The following is an 18,459-nucleotide window of genomic DNA, read 5'->3' as shown; positions in this document are numbered from 1 at the left end:
AGGAGAAAATTTATGAAGAAAATCGTATTAACAGCATTAATCATCGGCTTAATGCTGACGATGTCCTGTCAATCCAATCCAAAGGACATGGATGAGCAGTACAAAAACCTGTATGATGCCAACACAGGGCTTGATTTAACAGGGTCTGGCACATATACGGTAAAAAAGGGCGACACTTTGTCTGATATTTCAAAACGCGCCTATAACGATGGTTTTTATTATCCCATCATTATGCTTGCTTCACAGGGTGTGGTTATAAACCCTGACAAAATCAAGCCGGGTATGGCATTGACCATTCCTGATCTTGAAAAAAACAAAGCAAACGCTAACAGCAGAAAAAGCATGAAAAACTGCCTTAACGGATTTGCCAGCATTGAAAAAAGCAAATCAAAACCTAATCAAAGATTGATCGAAGGTTTTAGGAAACGCGCAGAAGAGCTTTAAATTGCTGTAAAAGAGCGTAACGGCGTCCGGAAATATAACAGTTCGGATGCCGTTTTTTGTTTCTTTTTTGTTCGTATCTCGTTATATTTAATATATGAGGTACAAATATGGCTATTAAAGCAGAAGCGCTCCCAACGTCAAAAAATCATGTTACATGGTCTAACACATATTCTATGGGGGTAAAGTTAATTGACGACTAGCACAAGGGGCTTATTAATTTTGTTAATGATTTGTTTAATCATGCCAGCGGAAATGAAAAAAAAGAAAGGCTTTATTTTTCGACGGTTATTCAACAAGCGGTACAATATATAAAAGAGCATTTTCAGGCGGAAGAAAAATTAATGATTGGAACCAAATTCCCCGGCTACGCCGAACATAAAAAAATTCACGATGAATTTACGCTGACGGTTGTTAAGAGCGTAAAAGACTTTGAAGCCGGTAAACGTCTGGTTCTTGAAAAATTCGCCTATTTTCTTAAAGACTGGGTTTTAAGTCATATAGCCGTAATGGACAAACAATATGCCGATTATTTCAGAAAAATAGCCGTTCGTAAAGATGACGGAAAATTACATATTACAAAGGCAGAAATACACTAGTATACGCTATTAAAAGACTGTATTGCCGCGTCCCCTTGACACAACCCCTTTCCCTAGTTACAGTGAATAAGCTCTACAGGAATATCCGCCGAACTGCGAATCATCGTCGCGGTGGTGTAGCGATGCAGTTCCTAATCGGAGAGATGCGAGAGCGGTTGAATCGGGCGGTCTCGAAAACCGTTGTGCCGCAAGGCACCGGGGGTTCGAATCCCCCTCTCTCCGTTGCTAAAAAATCTTACAGATTTTTTAGCTTAGGAGTTTTACTACGTAAAACTCCACGTTGGCAGTGGGGGGGATTCGAACCGGAGCGTTCCTTAAAAAATTTCAAGGCGATAGCCTTGCCTTGAAAAATGTCGGCACAGGACGTGCCGGGAACGCGTAGGCGGGGGTGGAAGGAGCTGACAGGAGTCAGCGACTGGAACCCCGAATCCCCCTCTCTCCGTCCGATTTTTTGGAGAGATGACCGAGCGGCCGAAGGTGTACGATTGGAAATCGTATGTGCCCGAAAGGGTACCGAGGGTTCAAATCCCTCTCTCTCCGTTGCAAAAAATCTTACAGATTTTTTGCTTAGGAGTTTTACTTCGTAAAACTCCACGTTGGCAGTGTGAGGGATTTGAACCGGAGCGTTCCTTGAAAAATCCCAAGGCGATAGCCTTGCCTTGAAAGATGTCGGCACACGACGTGCCGGGAACGCGTAGGCGGGGGTGGAAGGAGCTGACAGGATGTCAGCGACTGGAACCCCAAATCCCTCTCTCTCCGAATAGCGATTTATGAATTTAATCGCTAACTATACGAACAACAACAATACATGAAGTAAAAGTTCGTGTTGGTTCGTGTGGTTCGTGGTTAAAAAAAGAAGGAGCATATATGGAAGAACAAGTAAAAGCCGCATTGGAAAATGTACGACCGTCTTTACAGGCGGACGGCGGAGACGTTGAATTTGTCTCTGTAGACAATGATGGAACCGTCTCGGTAAAACTTACCGGAGCTTGCGGTTGCTGTCCGATGTCTCAGATGACCCTAAAAATGGGAATCGAAAATTACCTCAAAAAGGAAATACCCCAGGTCAAAGCCGTCGTCGGTGTCTAAACCGAACGATTCCCTTCAAAAAAAACTGTTGCCAACCTGCCGCCGTGATATGGACGAGCGTGGCTGGGAACAGTGCGATTTCATCTTTGTTTCAGGCGACGCTTATGTAGACCACCCTTCTTTTGCGGCGGCGATTTTGTGCCGTGCGTTAGAAGCGGCTGGTTTTCGCGCCGGAATAATTCCTCAACCTGATTGGAAAAACCCCTCATCATATACTGTACTAGGTCGCCCTCGTCTGGCTTTTTTAGTCGGTGCGGGCAACATGGACTCAATGGTAGCCCATTACACCGCCGCAAGACGCAAACGCTCCGATGACGCATATTCGCCGACAGGGAAAAGCGGACTTCGCCCCGATCGTGCCACTTTGGTTTATGTCGAGGGGATTAGGCGCGCGTACAAAGATGTGCCGGTAATTATCGGAGGGATTGAGGCAAGCCTTCGGCGTTTTGCCCATTACGATTACTGGTCGGACACTGTACGCCGCTCGATTTTACTTGATTCAAAAGCGGATATGCTTGTCTTTGGAATGGGAGAAAAACCGCTACTAAATATAGCGCGCCGATTAGCGGAGGGTCAAAGTATTGGCAGTATCCGTGATGAGAGGGGAACTTGCGTCCGTGTTCATGGAAGAGCGGCTATCGAACAATGGAAAGACGTGTGTTTTCTGCCAAAATATGAAGATGTAAAAGAGAAAGACGAAGCTTCGTTACGTGCTTATGCGGAACATTTTATGATGCAAAAACAAAATTCCGATCCTTTAACCGCAAAACCGCTTATCGAAGAAAACGATGGGGATCGCTGGGTTATTCAAAATTCTCCCGCTCTGCCCCTTTCAACCAAAGAACTGGATGCTTTATACGAGCTTCCCTTTACACGAAAAGCACACCCAATGTATGACGCACAAGGCGGCATAGACGCTCTTAAAGAAGTTTCCTTTTCGTTAATTTCAAGCCGAGGCTGTTTTGGCGGCTGTTCTTTTTGCGCTATTACGAGTCTCCAGGGGCGAGCTGTTGTCGGTCGTAGCAAAGAAAGTCTGCTCCGTGAAGCACGTACTCTTGCCACACGTCCCGATTTTAAGGGATACATTCACGATGTCGGCGGACCTACCGCCAACTTTTTCCGTCCAGTTTGCGAAAAGCAAGAGCACGGCGGTTTTTGTTCTAACAGGGAATGTCTGTATCCGCAACCCTGCCCAAAATTAAAAGCGGATCACAGTCAGTATCTTAAAACATTAAAAGCATTGCGTGAGATTCCGGGTATTAAAAAAGTTTTTATCCGTTCAGGGCTTCGTTTCGATTTTATTCAACATGATACGCAACAAGGAAAAGAATTTTTGGAAACCTTATGCCAATTTCACGTAAGCGGTCAATTAAAAGTCGCACCTGAACATATCTGCGAAAATGTGCTTGAAGCGATGGGGAAATGCCCTCACTCAAATTATGAACAATTTAGGGAAGATTTTACCGCTGTAAACAAGTGTCTTGGGTTAAAACAATATCTGTTACCCTACTTTATAACTTCCCACCCGGGCGCAGGCATGAAAGAAGCCGAAGAACTTTCGCAGTACTTAAAAAAAACACACTTTGCCCCGGAACAAACGCAAGACTTTTACCCCACCCCCGGAACCATGTCTACCGTAATGTACCACACAGGGCTAGACCCAAGAACAATGAAACCGATATATGTCGCTAAGGGGGACAAGGAACGGCGTAAACAGAAAGATTTGATTCATTAGAAGTAGCAAAGGATTCTACCACGAACCACACGAACCAAAGAGCTAACTGAGGGATTAGAGCCTACTACAGATAAGTGCGTTAGACAAGAGCGAGGGGTTAAGTAGTTCTTGTTCGTTATCTTATCGTGAAATTCCATACCAAGCCCTCAAACAACAACTTCTAATCCCTTTTGCTTTCTACTACACACATATTTGTAGTAAATCTCGACGCTCTCTTGGTTCGCTCTGGTTCGTGTGGTTCGTGGTTATTCCTCTTTCTCCTTAAAATACTCCTTCCAAACCATTTCAATACCGGACAAAGTTTTTTCCTTGTTCAACTGGGTTTTTAAATAATTACCCCATTTTAAGTTGTCACAGAAAAACCCGAAAAATCGCATGGCTCTGGAAAAATGAAAATCGGGCGGTTGGTATCGGGCTAAAAGCTCCAGAAAACGAAGTCCGGTCTCCTCGATATTTGGGACAATCGTTTTTGTCGAATCAGAATTTGCCCCTTCGAGCCTTCGGGCTTGGGCAAAAATCCACGGCTGACGCACTGCCGCCCGCCCTACCATGACCGCATCGCATGATCCGTCTGCTCGGCGGACAAGTTCCTCAGGGTTGGATATGTCCCCGTTTCCGGCTACAGGGATTTTTAGTTCTCGTTTTAACCGCCCAACATAGTCCCAACGGGCAAGGCGTTTAAATTTTTCCGTAACAAGACGGGGGTGAAGCGTAATAAACTCCACTCCTTCCGATTCAAGCTTTTTGCAAAATTTAACCAAATACTCAAAATCGTCCTTATAACCTATACGCAATTTTACGCTCAATCGGCGCTTTACAAGGGGTCTTACACGGGAAATTAGCTCTCCGGCGCGGTCAATCGAGGCTAACCATGCCGCTCCTGCGCCTGTTTTTCGTATTAAAGGGGCGCTACAACCCATATTTATGTCGATTCCGGCGCATTCAAGCTTGTCCAGAAGGGCTGATGCCTCAGAAATCTGCCCAATATCCGCGCCGACAACCTGAAAAACGACATTTTCGGGCTTCGGACTGGCGTCAATATACCATTTTTCGTTGGGACCGCCCGCTAAAAGGGCTCCGGCGCTTATCATTTCGGAAAAATAGCCGTCGCAAAAGCCTCCAAAACCCTCAATTAGCTCCCTAAATGCCCTGTGGCTTATTTCCGCCATAGGAGCCAATAAAAAAGGCACACTCACCGCTACCCCCAAATTTGCCTTAAAAAATAATAGTCAAATAGGAGTTTCCGACACTTGACTATTTTTATATAATATCATATTATAGTTAAAAGAGGAGCGTACAGGTATGATAGCAAAGACTGATATGCCTAATATCAATGAAAAGGCCGCTGAAGGATTAAAACCGGAGGGTGTGCCATACCGCGTACTGGTTGTCGATGACTCAATGTTTATCGCAAAGCAATTAGGTCAGATTCTTACCTCGGAAGGGTTCGATCTTGCGGACACAGCCGCAGATGGAGCGCAAGGGGTAGAAAAATACAAAGCTTTACATCCAAACATTGATTTGGTTACAATGGATATCACCATGCCAGTTATGGACGGTGTTTCCGCATTGGAAAAAATTCTTGAATTTGACAAGAATGCCAATGTAATAATGGTAAGCGCCCTTGGTAAAGAAGATGTAGTAAAAAAATGCCTACTTATGGGAGCAAAGAGCTATATCGTAAAACCTTTGGACAGAAAAAAAGTATTAGAAAGGATTGTTTCCGTACTAAAACGCTAGTAATTAATCTATAAAAAATACTGTATTTAAAGTGAAAGGCGTATTGTCTTCACTGTATTTTCATGCAATAAACAGCTACTTATAATAACTCATAAACAAACCTAAATAATCCGCATAAATTTTAAATAGTCAACAGCAGCCTTAAATACATTTTAGTTAAAAAAATGTTAAAGTAAAATTGACGAAGTTTATTTTCTTAGTATAATTATATATAAGAGGAGATAATGAGTCTTTTAAAAGAAAAAGTTTTAAAAATTATTTTTCTTCAAATAACTTTTTTAACAATTTTATGTACGGGTAAGCTATACGCTCAAATGGAATTTCCGGCAGGAGATTTTTGGTCGCTAGACGCGGGACTTGGAATGAGCGATATTCTTGTCAGCGGACGCTCGTTTCAGTTAGTTATTGATCCAAAACTTTGGCTTTCGCCCCCGTTAATGGTTGGGACTAAACTTGGCATAAACTATAGTACTGAAGAAGATACCAGCAACATACTTACATTTGAAGGGCAGGTTTATCTGCGCTGGAATTTTTTGCGGCTTGGCAAAGATGAAAATAAAAAAGTAAATATTTTTGCCCAAGCCGGACTAGGTATGCTTTCGGCGTACAGGGGTTGGGGGAACGATGTTTTTGACGATGTAACAAGGACGCGCGGTTCATTGCTGGCGGATGGAGCGATGGGCGTTACAGTGCCGATAACTCAAAGATTGCATATTGAGGGTTTGGTCAGGGGCGGGTATCCGCATATTTTTGGATCTTCTATTACAATCGGATACAAATTCCCATTGCCTGAGAAAAAGATTGAAATTGTTAAAACAATACCGCCAAATGAGATTATCAAAATAATAAAAATTACCTCCATTGAATTTATATTATTTGGACCGGACATCGGAAGTTATAACATAGGCATTGATCACGACGCGCAACAGCTTAACGAGCTTGTTCTTAATCAAATTGCTAAAGACCTTAATGAGAATCCAGATTACCGAGTAAGGCTTGAAGGTCATGCCAATCCCTATACGATTAACCACAGCGAAGCGGAAGACTTAATGGCTCTAAGCGCAGTGCGGTCAAATACAGTGGCGGAACAGCTAAAAAATAGAGGCGTAAGTGAAGATCAAATGGTTATCATCACCTATGGAGGCACAAGAACCGCTACAAGCGAGTGGGATATAAGAAACAGAAACCGCCGCGTCGAGTTAATAGTTATACAAATTGATCCTGACCAAATAGGAGACAAAAAATGAAAAATAAAACGATACTGTCTATTTTTAATCTAATTGTATTTGTTGCCATTTGTTTTACAGCTTGTGATATGGGAAATCCGATAATGGAAAAATGGTGGGAAGAAAAAGAACCGGAGCCAAAAGATGGAGAACCTGAATATATTGCGTTAATTAAAGATGTCCCTATAATAAGCTACCAAACAATATACGATACAATAATCGATAAAGAAATCCAATATGAAACTATTTTTGTAAATCTTCCACCGGAGACAATTATTGAATATGTTTATGAGCAACTTCCCCCGGAAATAATTTATCAAACAATAACAGTACCTGAGTATATTACCGTTTATCAGGATGTAATAAAATATATAGATGTACCAACGCCGCCAACCAAAGAGGATATAATAAACTGGCTTAAAGACCCGGCAAATAAAGGTGATGTTGAAAAAATAATAAATATTATTAAAGATGAGATTCCTGTAGATGTTATTAAAGAAATAATCAAGAATATTCCTCCGCAGGATATTATTGAATATCTTACAGATGAGCAGATTAAATACATTATAGAACAACAGCCACCGAGTATGATTCTTCAGAGTATAAGAATTATCGGTATTGAATATGTTATATTTGCAGGCGATTCATCTACGGTTAACGGTGATCACGGTTCTGCCGCCAATACCAATCTTACTGATCAAGAAAAAGCTTATAATACGTCAACTATTAAAGAAATGGCGCAGCTTATGAAAGACAACCCAACTTATATTATTATGCTCCATGGTCACGCTAATCCTGTTACATTTACAGATGAAGAAAAAGTTGAGTTAACAACTTTAAGTAATGACAGGGCAGAAGATGTAGAGCGGGTTTTTATTGCTGAATATAACGCATTGGACAAACAACCGGCAACCTACGACAACCCAAATTTAAAAGGGCGCATATCGTGTAGCGGCTATGGCGGTGAAAAAACTCTTTTTGCAAATAATACTTCATATTCGGCGCTTAACCGCCGTGTTGAAATGATTCTTTTTGAAATTGTAACAACAACTGTAGCGCCTAATATTGGAAACTAATAAAATCAGGAGAAACACATGAAAAAGATTATATGTTTAATATTATTAATAACTGCGGCAATTCCCTTTGTTTTTGCCTCTGGCGGTTCTGATACAGGTTCAAAAAATAAAATAGTAATTTATACTTCTATGTATCAGGATGTTATTGATTCTGTAAAAGTAGAGTTAAAAAAGAAATTCCCAAAATATAACATAGAATTTGTTTACGGCGGAACCGGAACCTTGGAAAATAAAATCTCTACAGAACGCTCAAACGGCAGATTGGGCTGTGATATTTTAATGACTGCGGATCCCGCATATTCGCTTGAATTAAAAGAAAAAGAAATGCTACACCCTTTTATTTCCAAAGAAGCTGCTAACTTGGCGTTTGATTATGACCCTGAAGGTTACTGGTATCCTGTTCGTATCAGCAATATGGTGCTTGCGTATAATCCTGAAAAGTTTTCAAAAAACACTCTTCCCGACTCCTTCCGCTCTTTTGCCTTTGACTCAAAAATAGCCGGCGCTATTTCGATGCGTAACCCCCTTGTTTCCGGTACTACTATGGCGGCGGTGACGGCGTTAAGAGACAAATACAGTTATGATTATTTTGAGGCACTTGGCAAACAAAGGGTAAAAATTGACTACGGCTCAGATGAAACTATAAGAAAACTGGAATCGGGCGAATGTAAGATTGTAATGATCCTTGAAGAAGCTATTTTAAGTATACGCGAAAAAAATAAATCCAAGTTGGAAGTAATATATCCAACTGACGGCACTGTTGTTATTCCGTCTCCTATTATGATCATAAATAGCAAATGGAGCGCCAACAAAAACACAAAGGCAGCGGAAGAAATCTCCAACTGGTTTTTAAGCGCCGACGGACAAAACGCTATTGTATCAGGCTGGATGCATTCTGTAAGAACGGATTTTGACAAAATACCTTACGATTCCAAACCTATCAATGAAATCCGCTCTAACAGTATTCCTGTTATTTGGGAAAACGTTTACAAACAAAGGAAAGAGATTTTAAGCAAATTTGAACAGTATTTAGCCGGCAGAAAATAGCAAATGGCTTGCTGTCTAATTACTTTTTATCTTCTGCATTACCCATTTAATTGAAGGATTTGATACTGTTATTGAGTAACATGATTTCCCCGTAGTTGTGTATTTTTCATTCTTACATATTGTATTCCATCCGGCTTTTAATGACAAATTAAAATCCTTGAATTTGTAATCCAGATCCGTATTCTTTACTTTTTTCGAGGAAATTGTACAATCAGCCTCTACATAAAGATAATAAATATACTGCCCCGTAAGCGAATTATTTGTACCTGAAAATCCTTCTCTAATCACCGCTTCAACTGGTTCTGAACTGGAATCTTTCTGCGAAACAAGGGTAATTATATTACCTTTTACAGTTGTCGGCTCTACAGTTATATCTATACTACCATCACCATCAACATCAACATACCAATCATTAAAATAATATTTAAGCAAATCATCGCTATCAAGTAAATTACTTTCGACTTCATCTTCATCAACTTTAAAACTTAAAATACCTTTTTCTATTTCTCCCGAACCTACTGACTTAATAAGAAAAGAGGGATTACCGCCACCATCATATTGGACAAGTTCAACAACAACATCAACAGTACGATCTCCTTCAAATTTTAAAAGCAACTGGCTTACTTTTCCTGTATTGTAATTCGGCATCCAAACTTGCTCGCCTGTAACATTAAGCGCGTCAAAATTTACAGGTCCGTATGTGATAACATCATCATCAATTTTGCTGTCTGGCTCATCTGTATTTTCCACACAAGTTACGATTAAAAGTAAAACTATAGCCGTCAAGAAAATAAAGAGTATGTTTCTTATTAAAATTTTCATGTAATACCCCTATATCGAAATATTATATTTTATGTTAATTTTGCACCCTGTAAATAAATCTGTCAAGTATATGCTATGCATAAATGCTTCTTGAAAATTCTGTAAAATGGTAATAAAATTAATTAACTGGAGAAAAAATGACTGTCCGTTTGAATATGCGTTTAGCGTTTGTATTTTTCTTTGTTTTTTGTCACAGATTTACATTCGCGCAAACCAACCAACTTGCCTCTTTTTCAGACCCTGCCCAACTTTGGGGTAACGGAGCGGAAAAACTCATTGAAGAGGCGTACAGGCAGTGCATAAGAACAAAAATCATCGACGGCAGAGTGATGAATATTCGTATTCCGTTCGCGATGAATACGGAACGCGACATATTACTTAAAACGCCGATAAATTTTGTCGAGGACGGTAAGGGAAGCCCTGAAATGCTTTGGGATATTATCGAAGATATATTGGCTTCTAAAGAATTTGCGGAATATATAAAAGCTCTTTCATCGGGGCATGAAAAAGTAATTATTTTTGATTTGGTTGAAAGGACATGGAATATATCATCGGATCGTTTTATTATTACAAGAATAAAAGCGGATTCATTTGCGGGGCTTCCGCATCGTCCATACGTTTTAACTTCTGGGAAGGGCGCAAGGGAAACCGACGTATACAATTATATTTATTGCATTGGGCTAGTGGGATTGGATTGTTCCGCTTTTGTGTGGCATGTTCTTTCATATACGGCGAAAAAGGGCGGAGTCGATCTTGGCAGAGCGTTAAGTTCCGTACTTGGAGTATCCGTCAAAGGAAGCCCTTCGCCTTATGTAGGCACTTCGTTTTTCGGCTCCAAAAACTCCCAAATAATCCAAGTAAACGATGAAATACGCAACCTCCGCCCCGCTGATGTTATGCTTTTCCGCGACGTAGACGGCACTATAGTACACTCCGCGATTATACAGTCGATAGATTTTAAAAAAGGCGTTATACGTTATCTGCACTGTAATAATTTTTCACTGCCCGAAGAACGCGGAGTTCACGAATCATTTATTTACTTTGATCCTACTAATCCGTCTGTTTCATTAAAAGACCCGTCGCTTCATTGGACACAAAAACGTTACGCCCCATTCATAGGTGAAGACTTTAACTTTGCAGACGACGGCGAAAGATTCCGCAACAAAATAAACGGCGGCGGCAAGATTGTCCGCTTAAAAGCGTTGGTTCCGGTAATTGATAGATTAAGTAAATAAGAGTGGTTCTTGTATTAGCTATTACTCGATATTTTCCGACAAACAAGCGGCAGCATCTTTCCATACAAGCTGGTCTTTTTCGCTCAACTGCGCGAATTCTTTTTGTCTGCCGTAGGCGGATAGCTCGATAAATACGTCCAGTCTTTTTTTAAGTTCATTGAATTTATGTTCTTGAAAATTTTTGATCCATGCCGGGACTGTTCTTTTTTGACCCTTTGGCGTAAATAAAAGCCCGGCATAGTGGGGTGCGCATAAACCGTCGGAAGAAGTAAAAAATGTCCGCAGTTCCTGCTCCTCAATTGAGTTGCCGCCTGAGTTGCTTAAAAAATCAAGATACTCCTGCTCTATTTTTTCTCTTTCAACGCAGACAGGGCAACGTCCTTTTGGTCGCCATGGGAGTTTTTTTTCAAAGGAAGTAATTCGGTCTTCAAGAATATCACGGCTTAATATGGCGACCGCAAGACCGTCGCGGAAAGACACAAGCCCTCTCGAATGAAAAGAGCAAAAACCTCCCGCGGCTCGGAAAATCGCCCGAAAACCTCTGTCGGCTACATGTTCAAATAATGTGTTGTCGATGTACCTAAACGCCCGCTCTCTTACGATTGTACACAAGGGGCAGCCCGGTTTTTCACACGCCTTTTGAAGTTCAAAAAAGTTAATATGTTTTTCGATAGCCAATTAATCCCGCCTTCAACCGAGAGACAAGCCAAGTTGAGTGCCGCCCAAAAAATGAATATGCAAATGGTCGACAGTTTGACCGCCGTGTATTTTGGCGTTGATAACAAAACGCCCTCCGTTTTCTTCACACCCCTGCTCTTTTGCCAACTCTTTCGCTTTGTAAAGCAGTCTGCCCACAAGGGCGGCATCTTCTTCATCTAAAAAGAGCAGGTTATCAATATGTTTTTTGGGGATAACCAGAAAATGCACGGGAGCCATCGGTTTTATGTCGTGGAAGGCGAGCATTTCATCATCTTCATAAAGTTTCTTGCTTGGGATTTCTCCCTCGGCTATTTTACAAAATAAACAATCACTCATTTTTATAGTATAACATTATATACCGTTTTTAGAAAGCCCTTTTTTCTCCCATTCATGAATAAACACAAGCGCGTTTTGTTGAATGCCGTCAAAATAAGTATCTATAAATTCCGCAAGTTCCTTGCCGACATACCTGTAATGCCAGCTTTCCCAACTATAACCTGTTATGTTTTCATAACCATCGGGAAAAGAAATTGACCAGCCAAACTTAGAAGCGTTTGCCTTAACCCAGATACCTTCAGCTGATTTGGCAAAAACGTTATCAACAGGATAAAAATCGACGATAAGCCCCAACTGGTGCTGACTGTAACCGGGACGGGCGGATACTCTGTCTGTCGCTTCCTGACCCATCGTTTTTACATAACGGTCATATAGATTAGCCTGATATGAACGTGAGCGGTAAGCCGAACTGACAACCAACTTTACTCCGTCTTTCCGTGCAGCGACAGCCATTTCTTCCAGTGCGGCGGCGGCGATTTCTCTAAGCTGAATACCAGCAGTGTTGTCGTAATTTGCGCTTTTTAAAACAACAAGGTCTTGCGGCTCATAATCGCCAATAGGATTATTTTTATCGACAAGAAGCCATAAGTACGGATCTCCCTTTAAAATTCTTAAAAGCTCACGCGAAATGGCATTATCTTCTTTTTCTTCCTGCTCAACATTATCTTTAGAAGATTCCTCAACTACATTATTTTTTTTGATAACGCATGAAAAAAGAAACGATAAACAAATCGCTCCAAAAAGCAAATTGAGAACATGAGGAGCTAACTGCTTAAAAGTTCTTTTAATAATCATTGTTTAAGTATAGCATTTCTCACCGCCTCCAAAAACCCCTCGCTTGTTTCTGTCGCGCCCGAAACAGCGTCAATATCCGCAGTATTATACATTATGACAAGATCGATTAATTCTTCCATAGCCGCACCGCCCACAAAACGATCTTCCATAGAATCGACAATTTCGATCGCTGTAATACTGCCCTCATTCATGCGTACCTGTACGGAAATAGGTCCCCTAAACCCCTGCCCCATTCCCTCAAAGATTTCCCCCTCGCCCTCGCCAAGCCCCCGCCTTGCGGTAAGCGCTACACAACCACAAATAACAACAACCGCAAAAAAAACAAACAAATGTTTCATAAAAACCTCCACCTATATATGGCACGAACTCGTCATTTTGCTTGACTGTTTTTGAAAATATTTTGAAGAATTTTTACTATTTTTTGCCACAAAACACCCGAACCAATACTAATAAAATGGAAGGATTTTACTATATATTGACAAAGAAAATATTAAGGATATATTTTAAGTATAGGAATTAAACTTATGAATTGTCCAAATTGTGGAAGTGAAGATATATCGAAAGTTATCTATACCCATACTATAAATGATACAGAAAAGAAAGGATTTAATTTATTTGACGCTTTTTGTGGAGCTTTAGTGTTTGGATGGGTTGGATTATTGTGCGGTCTTTGCGATTCAGGTAAAACTGAAACAGAAACAAGGACTTATGAAAGAACCGGTTATGTATGTAATAATTGCGGAACAAAATTTTAGAAAGAAAAATAATCCTTATGGAAAAGATTAAAGTTTGGCTTTTTTTTATTAAACTAGGCAGAAAATGCGGTTGTCATCAAAAGACCGATAGAAGTTTTTTTATAAATGGATTCCAGTTGCCAATTTGCAGCAGATGTACAGGAATATTAATAGGACAAATTATAGGTATAATTTTATTCCTATTAAAAATAAAATTATCATTAATAATTTGTGTTATATTTTTGCTAATTATGTTTTTAGATTGGTTTATGCAATACAAAGGGAAACTGGAATCAACAAATATTAGAAGATTGATTACCGGAAATTTAGCAGGGATTGCGCAAACTACTATTTTATTAGATTTATTATTTGAATTAATAAAATTTATAAAGGTAAATGTAAAATATTAATTTGCTTTTTACTGATTTATATCTTTAGTGCGTTCTGGGGCATACTATTTACAATCCCTCATATATGATATATCATACAAGGAAGGATACATTAGCAAAAAACGGTAATTGCTACTATTGCGTGTACGGATGTAATTGATGAGTCGCTGACAGGTAGCGAAGTATATACCTGTCTGTTATGCGTAATATCCCACTTGTTTTATTATTTTTTAAAATAATTAACTTTTACAAAACCTATAAAACAATCTACCTCTACCAAGTCACGAAAATTATATTTTTCTTTTAGTATTTTTCCAAATAATGAATATTGAAAATATTTATTTGTTTGTTTTTTACTATTTGATTTCTGCATTTTAATATTAAAATATTCTAAAAAACCTTTGCTTGCATTATTATATACAATACATTCTGTAGGATAAAGAATACTTAAAATTAATGAAGTAATACCGTAACTAATACCACTAAATATTTTACCACTTTTCGCTTTATTACAGACAAATTCAAATCGTTTCAAAATAGATAAATTATTATTATTTAATATTTTCATATAATCATTAAATTCATCAACATCACCTGAAAGTATATTCTTTTTTAACATCATTAAGGTCCAGATTTTCGACGATTCTTCAAAGAAGTTATAAATATCAGTTGACGACATTTCATTCATCAAACAAGGTTTCCATTTTTGATAAAAGATGTCTCTTTCTTCCAGTGTTCTTTTTCCATTTAATCTATATTCGTCAATAATTTTACTAAGTGAATTAACATCTTTTATTTCAAAATATTTATCTAACAGTTTACTGTCAAAAGTAAATATCTTATTTAATTTATTGCTAATTCCAATTTTCATTGAACCACGTTCAATGAAAAACACATCTATATTGGCTTCATTTTTTTCTTCAATGCGTCCTAATCCAAAATCGTCATGATAAACCCAGTCGTCTATGGATAAGTCTGCTAAATTAGTAACAGGTTTATCATTATTATAAAATTTATCTTCTATTTCCTTATCGAAATTTTCTTTGTTTTTACAAAAATCATTATATTTTTCAGAATAATTCATAAATATTTGATGATTTAAACCTATACAATATTTTGAACTTAATAAATTATTAAAATACTTATTAAAATTAATAAAAACATTTTGGTTTGTAAAATCATTATCTAATAAAATTGAAACTTCATAATTATTAGACAAACCGCCAAAAGTTATATTTGAAGAACCAACAACTAAATATTCCTTGTCTATTGTTTTTACATATATACATTTTGGATGAAATGTCTTTTTAGGCTCATGAAATATTTTTATCTGAAAATTTTTGTTTTCCAAATATTTTAATGCATCTGGTTCGGTTATAAAGAAATCAATACCGCATATTACAGATACTTTATTATGATTAATAATTTTGAAAATATCTAAACCAGATTTTTTCAAAAACGCAGTAACTATTTTTATTTCTAAGGAGTCTGAAATGACTTTTTCAATTTTATCCTTTAATTTTTCGTTAATAAATTCTACCACTATTTCCTCCGTTTATCTTCTATAATATATTTTACAAAAAATATCAAGTTTTATATTTCGCATAACAATAGGTATCTGCAAGCTTTTCGTATGATTCGTAACAAAACCCCCTAACGCTTCCCAACAGCCCGATACACAGAGAAGCCTAAAAACACAAATCCCGCAATGATTACCGTCATTGCTCCGACTGGAAGATCAAAAAACCAGCCGTTTATTAATCCGAAGATTGAAAAAAATACGGAGAATAAGCAACTGGAGACCATCATGCCGCCGAGACTACGGGAAAAAACCGTGGCACAGCCTGAGGGGAGAGTGAGCATTGCTATCACCATCATTATGCCTATGTAGGTTTGAAGAAGGACGATGGCGGCGGCGGTTATTCCAAGCAGTAAAATAAATATTAAATCGACGGGTACGCCACGAGTGCGGGCAAATTCAGCGTCGAATGACGAGGCTTCTATTTGCGGATAAAACCGCCATGCTAATACGATAACTATCACGTCAAGAATCGAGAGCAAAATTAAATCGGTATTGGAAATTAACAGTATGTTTCCAAAGAGCCATGCTGAAGGGTCGGCGTAACCGGGTGTTTTTGCCATGAAAATTAATCCAAGACTCATGCCGATTACCCATATTGCGTTAATTACAGTATCTTCACGCTGTTTTGCTTTGAGCGATACGAAGCCTATGGCTAAGGCGCTTAACACGGAAAAAATAAACGCTCCGATAATGGGAGGGAAGCCCGGAATAATTGTCGCCGAAAGAAAAAGCGCCATTCCTATGCCGCCTAACACGGCGTGGGAAACGGCGCCCGCAAGACTGCCGATTCTTCGCACTGTAACAATGGAGCCAAGAGTTCCAAAAAGAACCGAGGATAATATGCCGGCGATAAGTGCGTTACGCAAAAATGGAAAATTGGGGCTTAACAAGGCGGTAATAAATTCTTGCATACTTATTCTCCACCACTCTGGACGATCTTGCGTCCTTCTCCCAAAGATAAAACCCTGTCCGTAAGAGAGGTGACAAATTTTGTATCGTGTGTAACAACGATGATTGTTACTTTTCCTTTATAAGCTCCCAATGTTTTATAGAGCAATATTTCGCTTTCAATGTCCATGTTTGCCGTAGGCTCGTCCAACACAAGAAGGTCTGGGTTTGCGGCTAACGCTCTTGCCACAAGCGTTCTGCGTTTCTGTCCGCCGGACAGTGTTCGATACAATCTTGACTCAAGATCAAGTATTCCAGTATTTTCCAAAGCTTGTTTAACTGCTTCGTTCTCATACTTTTTCCCCAAATATCTGTTAAATGGGTGAAGAAGCCCCATTCTTACAACGCCGTGAACCGTTATGGGAAATAAATTGTCCGCCGGCATAATTTGAGACACATACGACATATTTACACGAGTTTGATTATTCTGCCTCTCGTTTTCAAACAATTCGATTTTTCCGGCACTTGGCGTTTCAAGACCAAAAAGCAATTTTAACACTGTAGTTTTTCCCGAACCGTTGGGACCGACCATAGCGGTAAATTCGCCTTTGCGAATGTGGAAAGATGCGTTATCCAAAACATTAATATCGCCATAAGAAAAAGAAACAGAGTCAAAATTTACTGCGATTTCGCTCATCGTATGCACCTTGTCAGAGCGTTTCCAATTTGATTTATATTCGCAAGCCAATCAGTTGCAAAAGGGTCTAAAGATATTATTTCCAAACCTGTCGCCGCCGCTAATGTTTTTGCCGCTCCTGTCGGGAACTGCGTCTGCACGATAATGGCGACGGCGTGTCCTTCATTTATTTTAGTTACTAAATTGTTAAGCTCTCTTGGAGTGGGTTCCTTGCCGCCAACTTCCACCGCTGACTGCTTAATGCCGAACTCGTCAAAAAAATAGCCAAAACACGGATGATAAACAAAAATATTCTTGCCTCTTAACGGAGCCAATGTTATTTCCAAACTTTCAAATTCTTTATCAATTAAATCAATAGTTAATTTGTAATGCTCGTTATAATATTTCGCATTCTTTTTATCAAAGATACAAAGAGTGTCTCTAACATGAGCGGCAAGTATTTTCGCAGGTTCTCTGCCAAGCCATGTGTGCCTGTCAAGCTCAAGAGAATTATGAAGACCGCCGCTTTCATCTTCCGTTATAAGCCTGAATTTCACGCCTTCCGCTCCGTCAACGATGAGCAAATTAGGAAAAACTTTTTCCACTTTCGGACGCAAGCCTATCTCAAACTCAGCACCTGAAAGTATCCAAGCGTCGGCTGACGCAAGCGTTTGTATTTGCTTCGGGGTAGGCTCAAAAGTATGCTGATTTTGTCCCGGCGGAAGGAACGTGATGGTAGTCGCTTTGTCGCCTGCAATCTGCGAAACAAACCAGGCTTGCGGCTGTATGCTAAGGGCGATTAAAAGCCCGTCCTTCAGAGCAGTCTGCCGTGTGCAGGCTGAAAAAAGAAGAAGGGAAATAAACACAGCAAATATAGTAAACTTTTTCATCATATTCATTATACATGATTTAAAAAAAAATACCCCCCAAGGGGGTTAGGGGGTAAAAAAAAGCGTAGCTTTTTGCATTAGGCAAAACTCCACGCCAGTTATTTAAAATAAAAAAGCCCGGCAATGACCTACTTTCCCGCCCCTTAGAGAGGCAGTATCATCGGCGCGGGAGGGCTTAACTTCCGTGTTCGGAAAGGGAACGGGTGTGCCACCTCCGCAATAATCACCGGGCAATAATACTCTTTTATAACTAATCGTACTCACATAAATTTGTAAATACAATTAGCTGTGTGGAGTTTGCGAAGCAAACTCCTAAGCAAAAACCCCTGTGGGGTTTTTGCATGGAACAATAATATGGTCAAGCCTCACGGCAGATTAGTATTGGTCGGCTGAACATGTTACCATGCTTAGACCTCCAACCTATCGACCAGGTAGTCTTCCTGGTACCTTTAGGGGGGTT

General features: G+C 39.5%; 21 protein-coding genes, 2 tRNA genes and 2 rRNA genes. 13 read left to right on the top strand and 12 right to left on the bottom strand.

Annotation, left to right across the window (positions count from 1 at the left end):
- Positions 1–12 precede the first annotated feature (12 nt).
- The 6 genes from ACYVTD_RS00125 (at position 13) to ACYVTD_RS00100 (ending at position 3,864) form a co-directional block, all read left to right on the top strand.
- A complete protein-coding gene (locus ACYVTD_RS00125; protein ID WP_461245746.1) occupies positions 13–444 on the top strand; it encodes a LysM peptidoglycan-binding domain-containing protein in 432 nt (143 codons plus the stop codon).
- A gap of 212 nt (positions 445–656) precedes the next feature.
- The gene (locus ACYVTD_RS00120) at positions 657–1,040 is read left to right on the top strand and encodes a bacteriohemerythrin (RefSeq protein ID WP_461245815.1); all 384 of its coding nucleotides are present in this window, start codon (positions 657–659) and stop codon (positions 1,038–1,040) included.
- A 137-nt stretch (positions 1,041–1,177) separates the two neighbouring features.
- Positions 1,178–1,262: transfer RNA gene (locus ACYVTD_RS00115), tRNA-Ser, on the top strand.
- 231 nt (positions 1,263–1,493) lie between these two features.
- Positions 1,494–1,580: transfer RNA gene (locus ACYVTD_RS00110), tRNA-Ser, on the top strand.
- A gap of 327 nt (positions 1,581–1,907) precedes the next feature.
- The gene (locus ACYVTD_RS00105; protein WP_461245745.1) at positions 1,908–2,129 is read left to right on the top strand and encodes a NifU family protein; all 222 of its coding nucleotides are present in this window, start codon (positions 1,908–1,910) and stop codon (positions 2,127–2,129) included.
- Positions 2,122–3,864: a YgiQ family radical SAM protein gene (locus tag ACYVTD_RS00100; protein ID WP_461245744.1), complete on the top strand. Its 1,743-nt coding sequence runs from the start codon at positions 2,122–2,124 to the stop codon at positions 3,862–3,864. The genes ACYVTD_RS00105 and ACYVTD_RS00100 overlap by 8 nt, the downstream gene beginning before the upstream one ends.
- Positions 3,865–4,109: 245 nt before the next feature.
- Here ACYVTD_RS00100 and ACYVTD_RS00095 read toward each other — a convergent pair whose 3' ends face one another.
- Positions 4,110–5,060 (bottom strand): tRNA dihydrouridine synthase, encoded by a 951-nt coding sequence (locus ACYVTD_RS00095; protein WP_461245743.1) that lies wholly within the window; start codon positions 5,058–5,060, stop codon positions 4,110–4,112.
- Between the two features lie 106 nt (positions 5,061–5,166).
- On the opposite strand from ACYVTD_RS00095, the gene ACYVTD_RS00090 reads away from it, so the two are divergent.
- The 4 genes from ACYVTD_RS00090 to ACYVTD_RS00075 all read left to right on the top strand — a co-directional run bounded on the left by ACYVTD_RS00090 (position 5,167) and on the right by ACYVTD_RS00075 (position 8,953).
- Positions 5,167–5,604: a response regulator gene (locus ACYVTD_RS00090; RefSeq protein ID WP_461245742.1), complete on the top strand. Its 438-nt coding sequence runs from the start codon at positions 5,167–5,169 to the stop codon at positions 5,602–5,604.
- 224 nt (positions 5,605–5,828) lie between these two features.
- Positions 5,829–6,851 (top strand): OmpA family protein, encoded by a 1,023-nt coding sequence (locus ACYVTD_RS00085; protein ID WP_461245741.1) that lies wholly within the window; start codon positions 5,829–5,831, stop codon positions 6,849–6,851.
- Positions 6,848–7,906, top strand: a complete 1,059-nt coding sequence (locus ACYVTD_RS00080; RefSeq protein ID WP_461245740.1) for an OmpA family protein — start codon at positions 6,848–6,850, stop codon at positions 7,904–7,906. Before ACYVTD_RS00085 ends, ACYVTD_RS00080 begins: the two co-directional genes overlap by 4 nt.
- Before the next feature lie 18 nt (positions 7,907–7,924).
- The gene (locus ACYVTD_RS00075) at positions 7,925–8,953 is read left to right on the top strand and encodes an ABC transporter substrate-binding protein (RefSeq protein ID WP_461245739.1); all 1,029 of its coding nucleotides are present in this window, start codon (positions 7,925–7,927) and stop codon (positions 8,951–8,953) included.
- Between the two features lie 15 nt (positions 8,954–8,968).
- Here the strand turns inward: ACYVTD_RS00075 and ACYVTD_RS00070 are convergent, their stop codons facing one another.
- Positions 8,969–9,739, bottom strand: coding sequence for a hypothetical protein (locus ACYVTD_RS00070; RefSeq protein WP_461245738.1), 771 nt, complete (start codon positions 9,737–9,739; stop codon positions 8,969–8,971).
- A 173-nt stretch (positions 9,740–9,912) separates the two neighbouring features.
- Here ACYVTD_RS00070 and ACYVTD_RS00065 point away from each other — a divergent pair, with 173 nt between their 5' ends.
- A complete protein-coding gene (locus ACYVTD_RS00065; protein ID WP_461245737.1) occupies positions 9,913–11,010 on the top strand; it encodes a peptidoglycan endopeptidase in 1,098 nt (365 codons plus the stop codon).
- Between the two features lie 21 nt (positions 11,011–11,031).
- Here ACYVTD_RS00065 and ACYVTD_RS00060 read toward each other — a convergent pair whose 3' ends face one another.
- The 4 genes from ACYVTD_RS00060 to ACYVTD_RS00045 are packed head-to-tail and all read right to left on the bottom strand — an operon-like array spanning position 11,032 to position 13,178.
- The gene (locus ACYVTD_RS00060; RefSeq protein ID WP_461245736.1) at positions 11,032–11,688 is read right to left on the bottom strand and encodes a DUF6062 family protein; all 657 of its coding nucleotides are present in this window, start codon (positions 11,686–11,688) and stop codon (positions 11,032–11,034) included.
- 12 nt (positions 11,689–11,700) lie between these two features.
- A complete protein-coding gene (locus ACYVTD_RS00055; protein ID WP_461245735.1) occupies positions 11,701–12,045 on the bottom strand; it encodes a histidine triad nucleotide-binding protein in 345 nt (114 codons plus the stop codon).
- A 15-nt stretch (positions 12,046–12,060) separates the two neighbouring features.
- Entirely contained in the window at positions 12,061–12,840 is a 780-nt protein-coding gene (locus ACYVTD_RS00050; protein ID WP_461245734.1) for a M15 family metallopeptidase, read from the bottom strand.
- Positions 12,837–13,178, bottom strand: a complete 342-nt coding sequence (locus tag ACYVTD_RS00045; RefSeq protein ID WP_461245733.1) for an FMN-binding protein — start codon at positions 13,176–13,178, stop codon at positions 12,837–12,839. The genes ACYVTD_RS00050 and ACYVTD_RS00045 overlap by 4 nt, the downstream gene beginning before the upstream one ends.
- 186 nt (positions 13,179–13,364) lie before the next feature.
- Between ACYVTD_RS00045 and ACYVTD_RS00040 the strand changes: the two genes are divergently transcribed.
- Both ACYVTD_RS00040 and ACYVTD_RS00035 read left to right on the top strand, forming a co-directional pair.
- Positions 13,365–13,595, top strand: a complete 231-nt coding sequence (locus ACYVTD_RS00040) for a hypothetical protein (RefSeq protein WP_461245732.1) — start codon at positions 13,365–13,367, stop codon at positions 13,593–13,595.
- Between the two features lie 17 nt (positions 13,596–13,612).
- Positions 13,613–13,984 carry a DUF2085 domain-containing protein gene (locus ACYVTD_RS00035; RefSeq protein ID WP_461245731.1) on the top strand — a complete coding sequence of 124 codons (372 nt, stop codon included), beginning with the start codon at positions 13,613–13,615 and terminating at the stop codon, positions 13,982–13,984.
- A 202-nt stretch (positions 13,985–14,186) separates the two neighbouring features.
- Here the strand turns inward: ACYVTD_RS00035 and ACYVTD_RS00030 are convergent, their stop codons facing one another.
- The 6 genes from ACYVTD_RS00030 to ACYVTD_RS00005 form a co-directional block, all read right to left on the bottom strand.
- A complete protein-coding gene (locus ACYVTD_RS00030; protein WP_461245730.1) occupies positions 14,187–15,506 on the bottom strand; it encodes a phospholipase D-like domain-containing protein in 1,320 nt (439 codons plus the stop codon).
- A gap of 110 nt (positions 15,507–15,616) precedes the next feature.
- Entirely contained in the window at positions 15,617–16,456 is an 840-nt protein-coding gene (locus ACYVTD_RS00025; protein ID WP_461245729.1) for a metal ABC transporter permease, read from the bottom strand.
- 2 nt (positions 16,457–16,458) lie between these two features.
- A complete protein-coding gene (locus tag ACYVTD_RS00020; RefSeq protein WP_461245728.1) occupies positions 16,459–17,130 on the bottom strand; it encodes a metal ABC transporter ATP-binding protein in 672 nt (223 codons plus the stop codon).
- A complete protein-coding gene (locus tag ACYVTD_RS00015) occupies positions 17,127–18,002 on the bottom strand; it encodes a metal ABC transporter solute-binding protein, Zn/Mn family (RefSeq protein WP_461245727.1) in 876 nt (291 codons plus the stop codon). Before ACYVTD_RS00015 ends, ACYVTD_RS00020 begins: the two co-directional genes overlap by 4 nt.
- A gap of 112 nt (positions 18,003–18,114) precedes the next feature.
- A 5S ribosomal RNA gene (gene rrf, locus ACYVTD_RS00010) occupies positions 18,115–18,230 on the bottom strand.
- 123 nt (positions 18,231–18,353) lie between these two features.
- A 23S ribosomal RNA gene (locus ACYVTD_RS00005) occupies positions 18,354–18,459 on the bottom strand; the annotation flags it as partial.

The sequence above is a fragment of the Treponema sp. R6D11 genome (assembly GCF_054786075.1).
The sequence above is the reverse complement of the archived record's forward strand: the minus strand, read 5'-3'. Positions and strand labels throughout refer to the sequence as shown.

What these genes read in the sequence shown, in the direction of transcription:
- ACYVTD_RS00085 (WP_461245741.1), top strand. Translation starts at nt 5,829, where the DNA reads ATGAGTCTTTTAAAAGAAAAAGTTTTAAAAATTATTTTTCTTCAAATA.
- ACYVTD_RS00015 (WP_461245727.1), bottom strand. Translation starts at nt 18,002, where the DNA reads ATGATGAAAAAGTTTACTATATTTGCTGTGTTTATTTCCCTTCTTCTT.
- ACYVTD_RS00055 (WP_461245735.1), bottom strand. Translation starts at nt 12,045, where the DNA reads ATGAGTGATTGTTTATTTTGTAAAATAGCCGAGGGAGAAATCCCAAGC.
- ACYVTD_RS00080 (WP_461245740.1), top strand. Translation starts at nt 6,848, where the DNA reads ATGAAAAATAAAACGATACTGTCTATTTTTAATCTAATTGTATTTGTT.
- ACYVTD_RS00020 (WP_461245728.1), bottom strand. Translation starts at nt 17,130, where the DNA reads ATGAGCGAAATCGCAGTAAATTTTGACTCTGTTTCTTTTTCTTATGGC.
- ACYVTD_RS00105 (WP_461245745.1), top strand. Translation starts at nt 1,908, where the DNA reads ATGGAAGAACAAGTAAAAGCCGCATTGGAAAATGTACGACCGTCTTTA.
- ACYVTD_RS00035 (WP_461245731.1), top strand. Translation starts at nt 13,613, where the DNA reads ATGGAAAAGATTAAAGTTTGGCTTTTTTTTATTAAACTAGGCAGAAAA.
- ACYVTD_RS00065 (WP_461245737.1), top strand. Translation starts at nt 9,913, where the DNA reads ATGACTGTCCGTTTGAATATGCGTTTAGCGTTTGTATTTTTCTTTGTT.
- ACYVTD_RS00050 (WP_461245734.1), bottom strand. Translation starts at nt 12,840, where the DNA reads ATGATTATTAAAAGAACTTTTAAGCAGTTAGCTCCTCATGTTCTCAAT.
- ACYVTD_RS00075 (WP_461245739.1), top strand. Translation starts at nt 7,925, where the DNA reads ATGAAAAAGATTATATGTTTAATATTATTAATAACTGCGGCAATTCCC.
- ACYVTD_RS00040 (WP_461245732.1), top strand. Translation starts at nt 13,365, where the DNA reads ATGAATTGTCCAAATTGTGGAAGTGAAGATATATCGAAAGTTATCTAT.
- ACYVTD_RS00025 (WP_461245729.1), bottom strand. Translation starts at nt 16,456, where the DNA reads ATGCAAGAATTTATTACCGCCTTGTTAAGCCCCAATTTTCCATTTTTG.
- ACYVTD_RS00090 (WP_461245742.1), top strand. Translation starts at nt 5,167, where the DNA reads ATGATAGCAAAGACTGATATGCCTAATATCAATGAAAAGGCCGCTGAA.
- ACYVTD_RS00045 (WP_461245733.1), bottom strand. Translation starts at nt 13,178, where the DNA reads ATGAAACATTTGTTTGTTTTTTTTGCGGTTGTTGTTATTTGTGGTTGT.
- ACYVTD_RS00125 (WP_461245746.1), top strand. Translation starts at nt 13, where the DNA reads ATGAAGAAAATCGTATTAACAGCATTAATCATCGGCTTAATGCTGACG.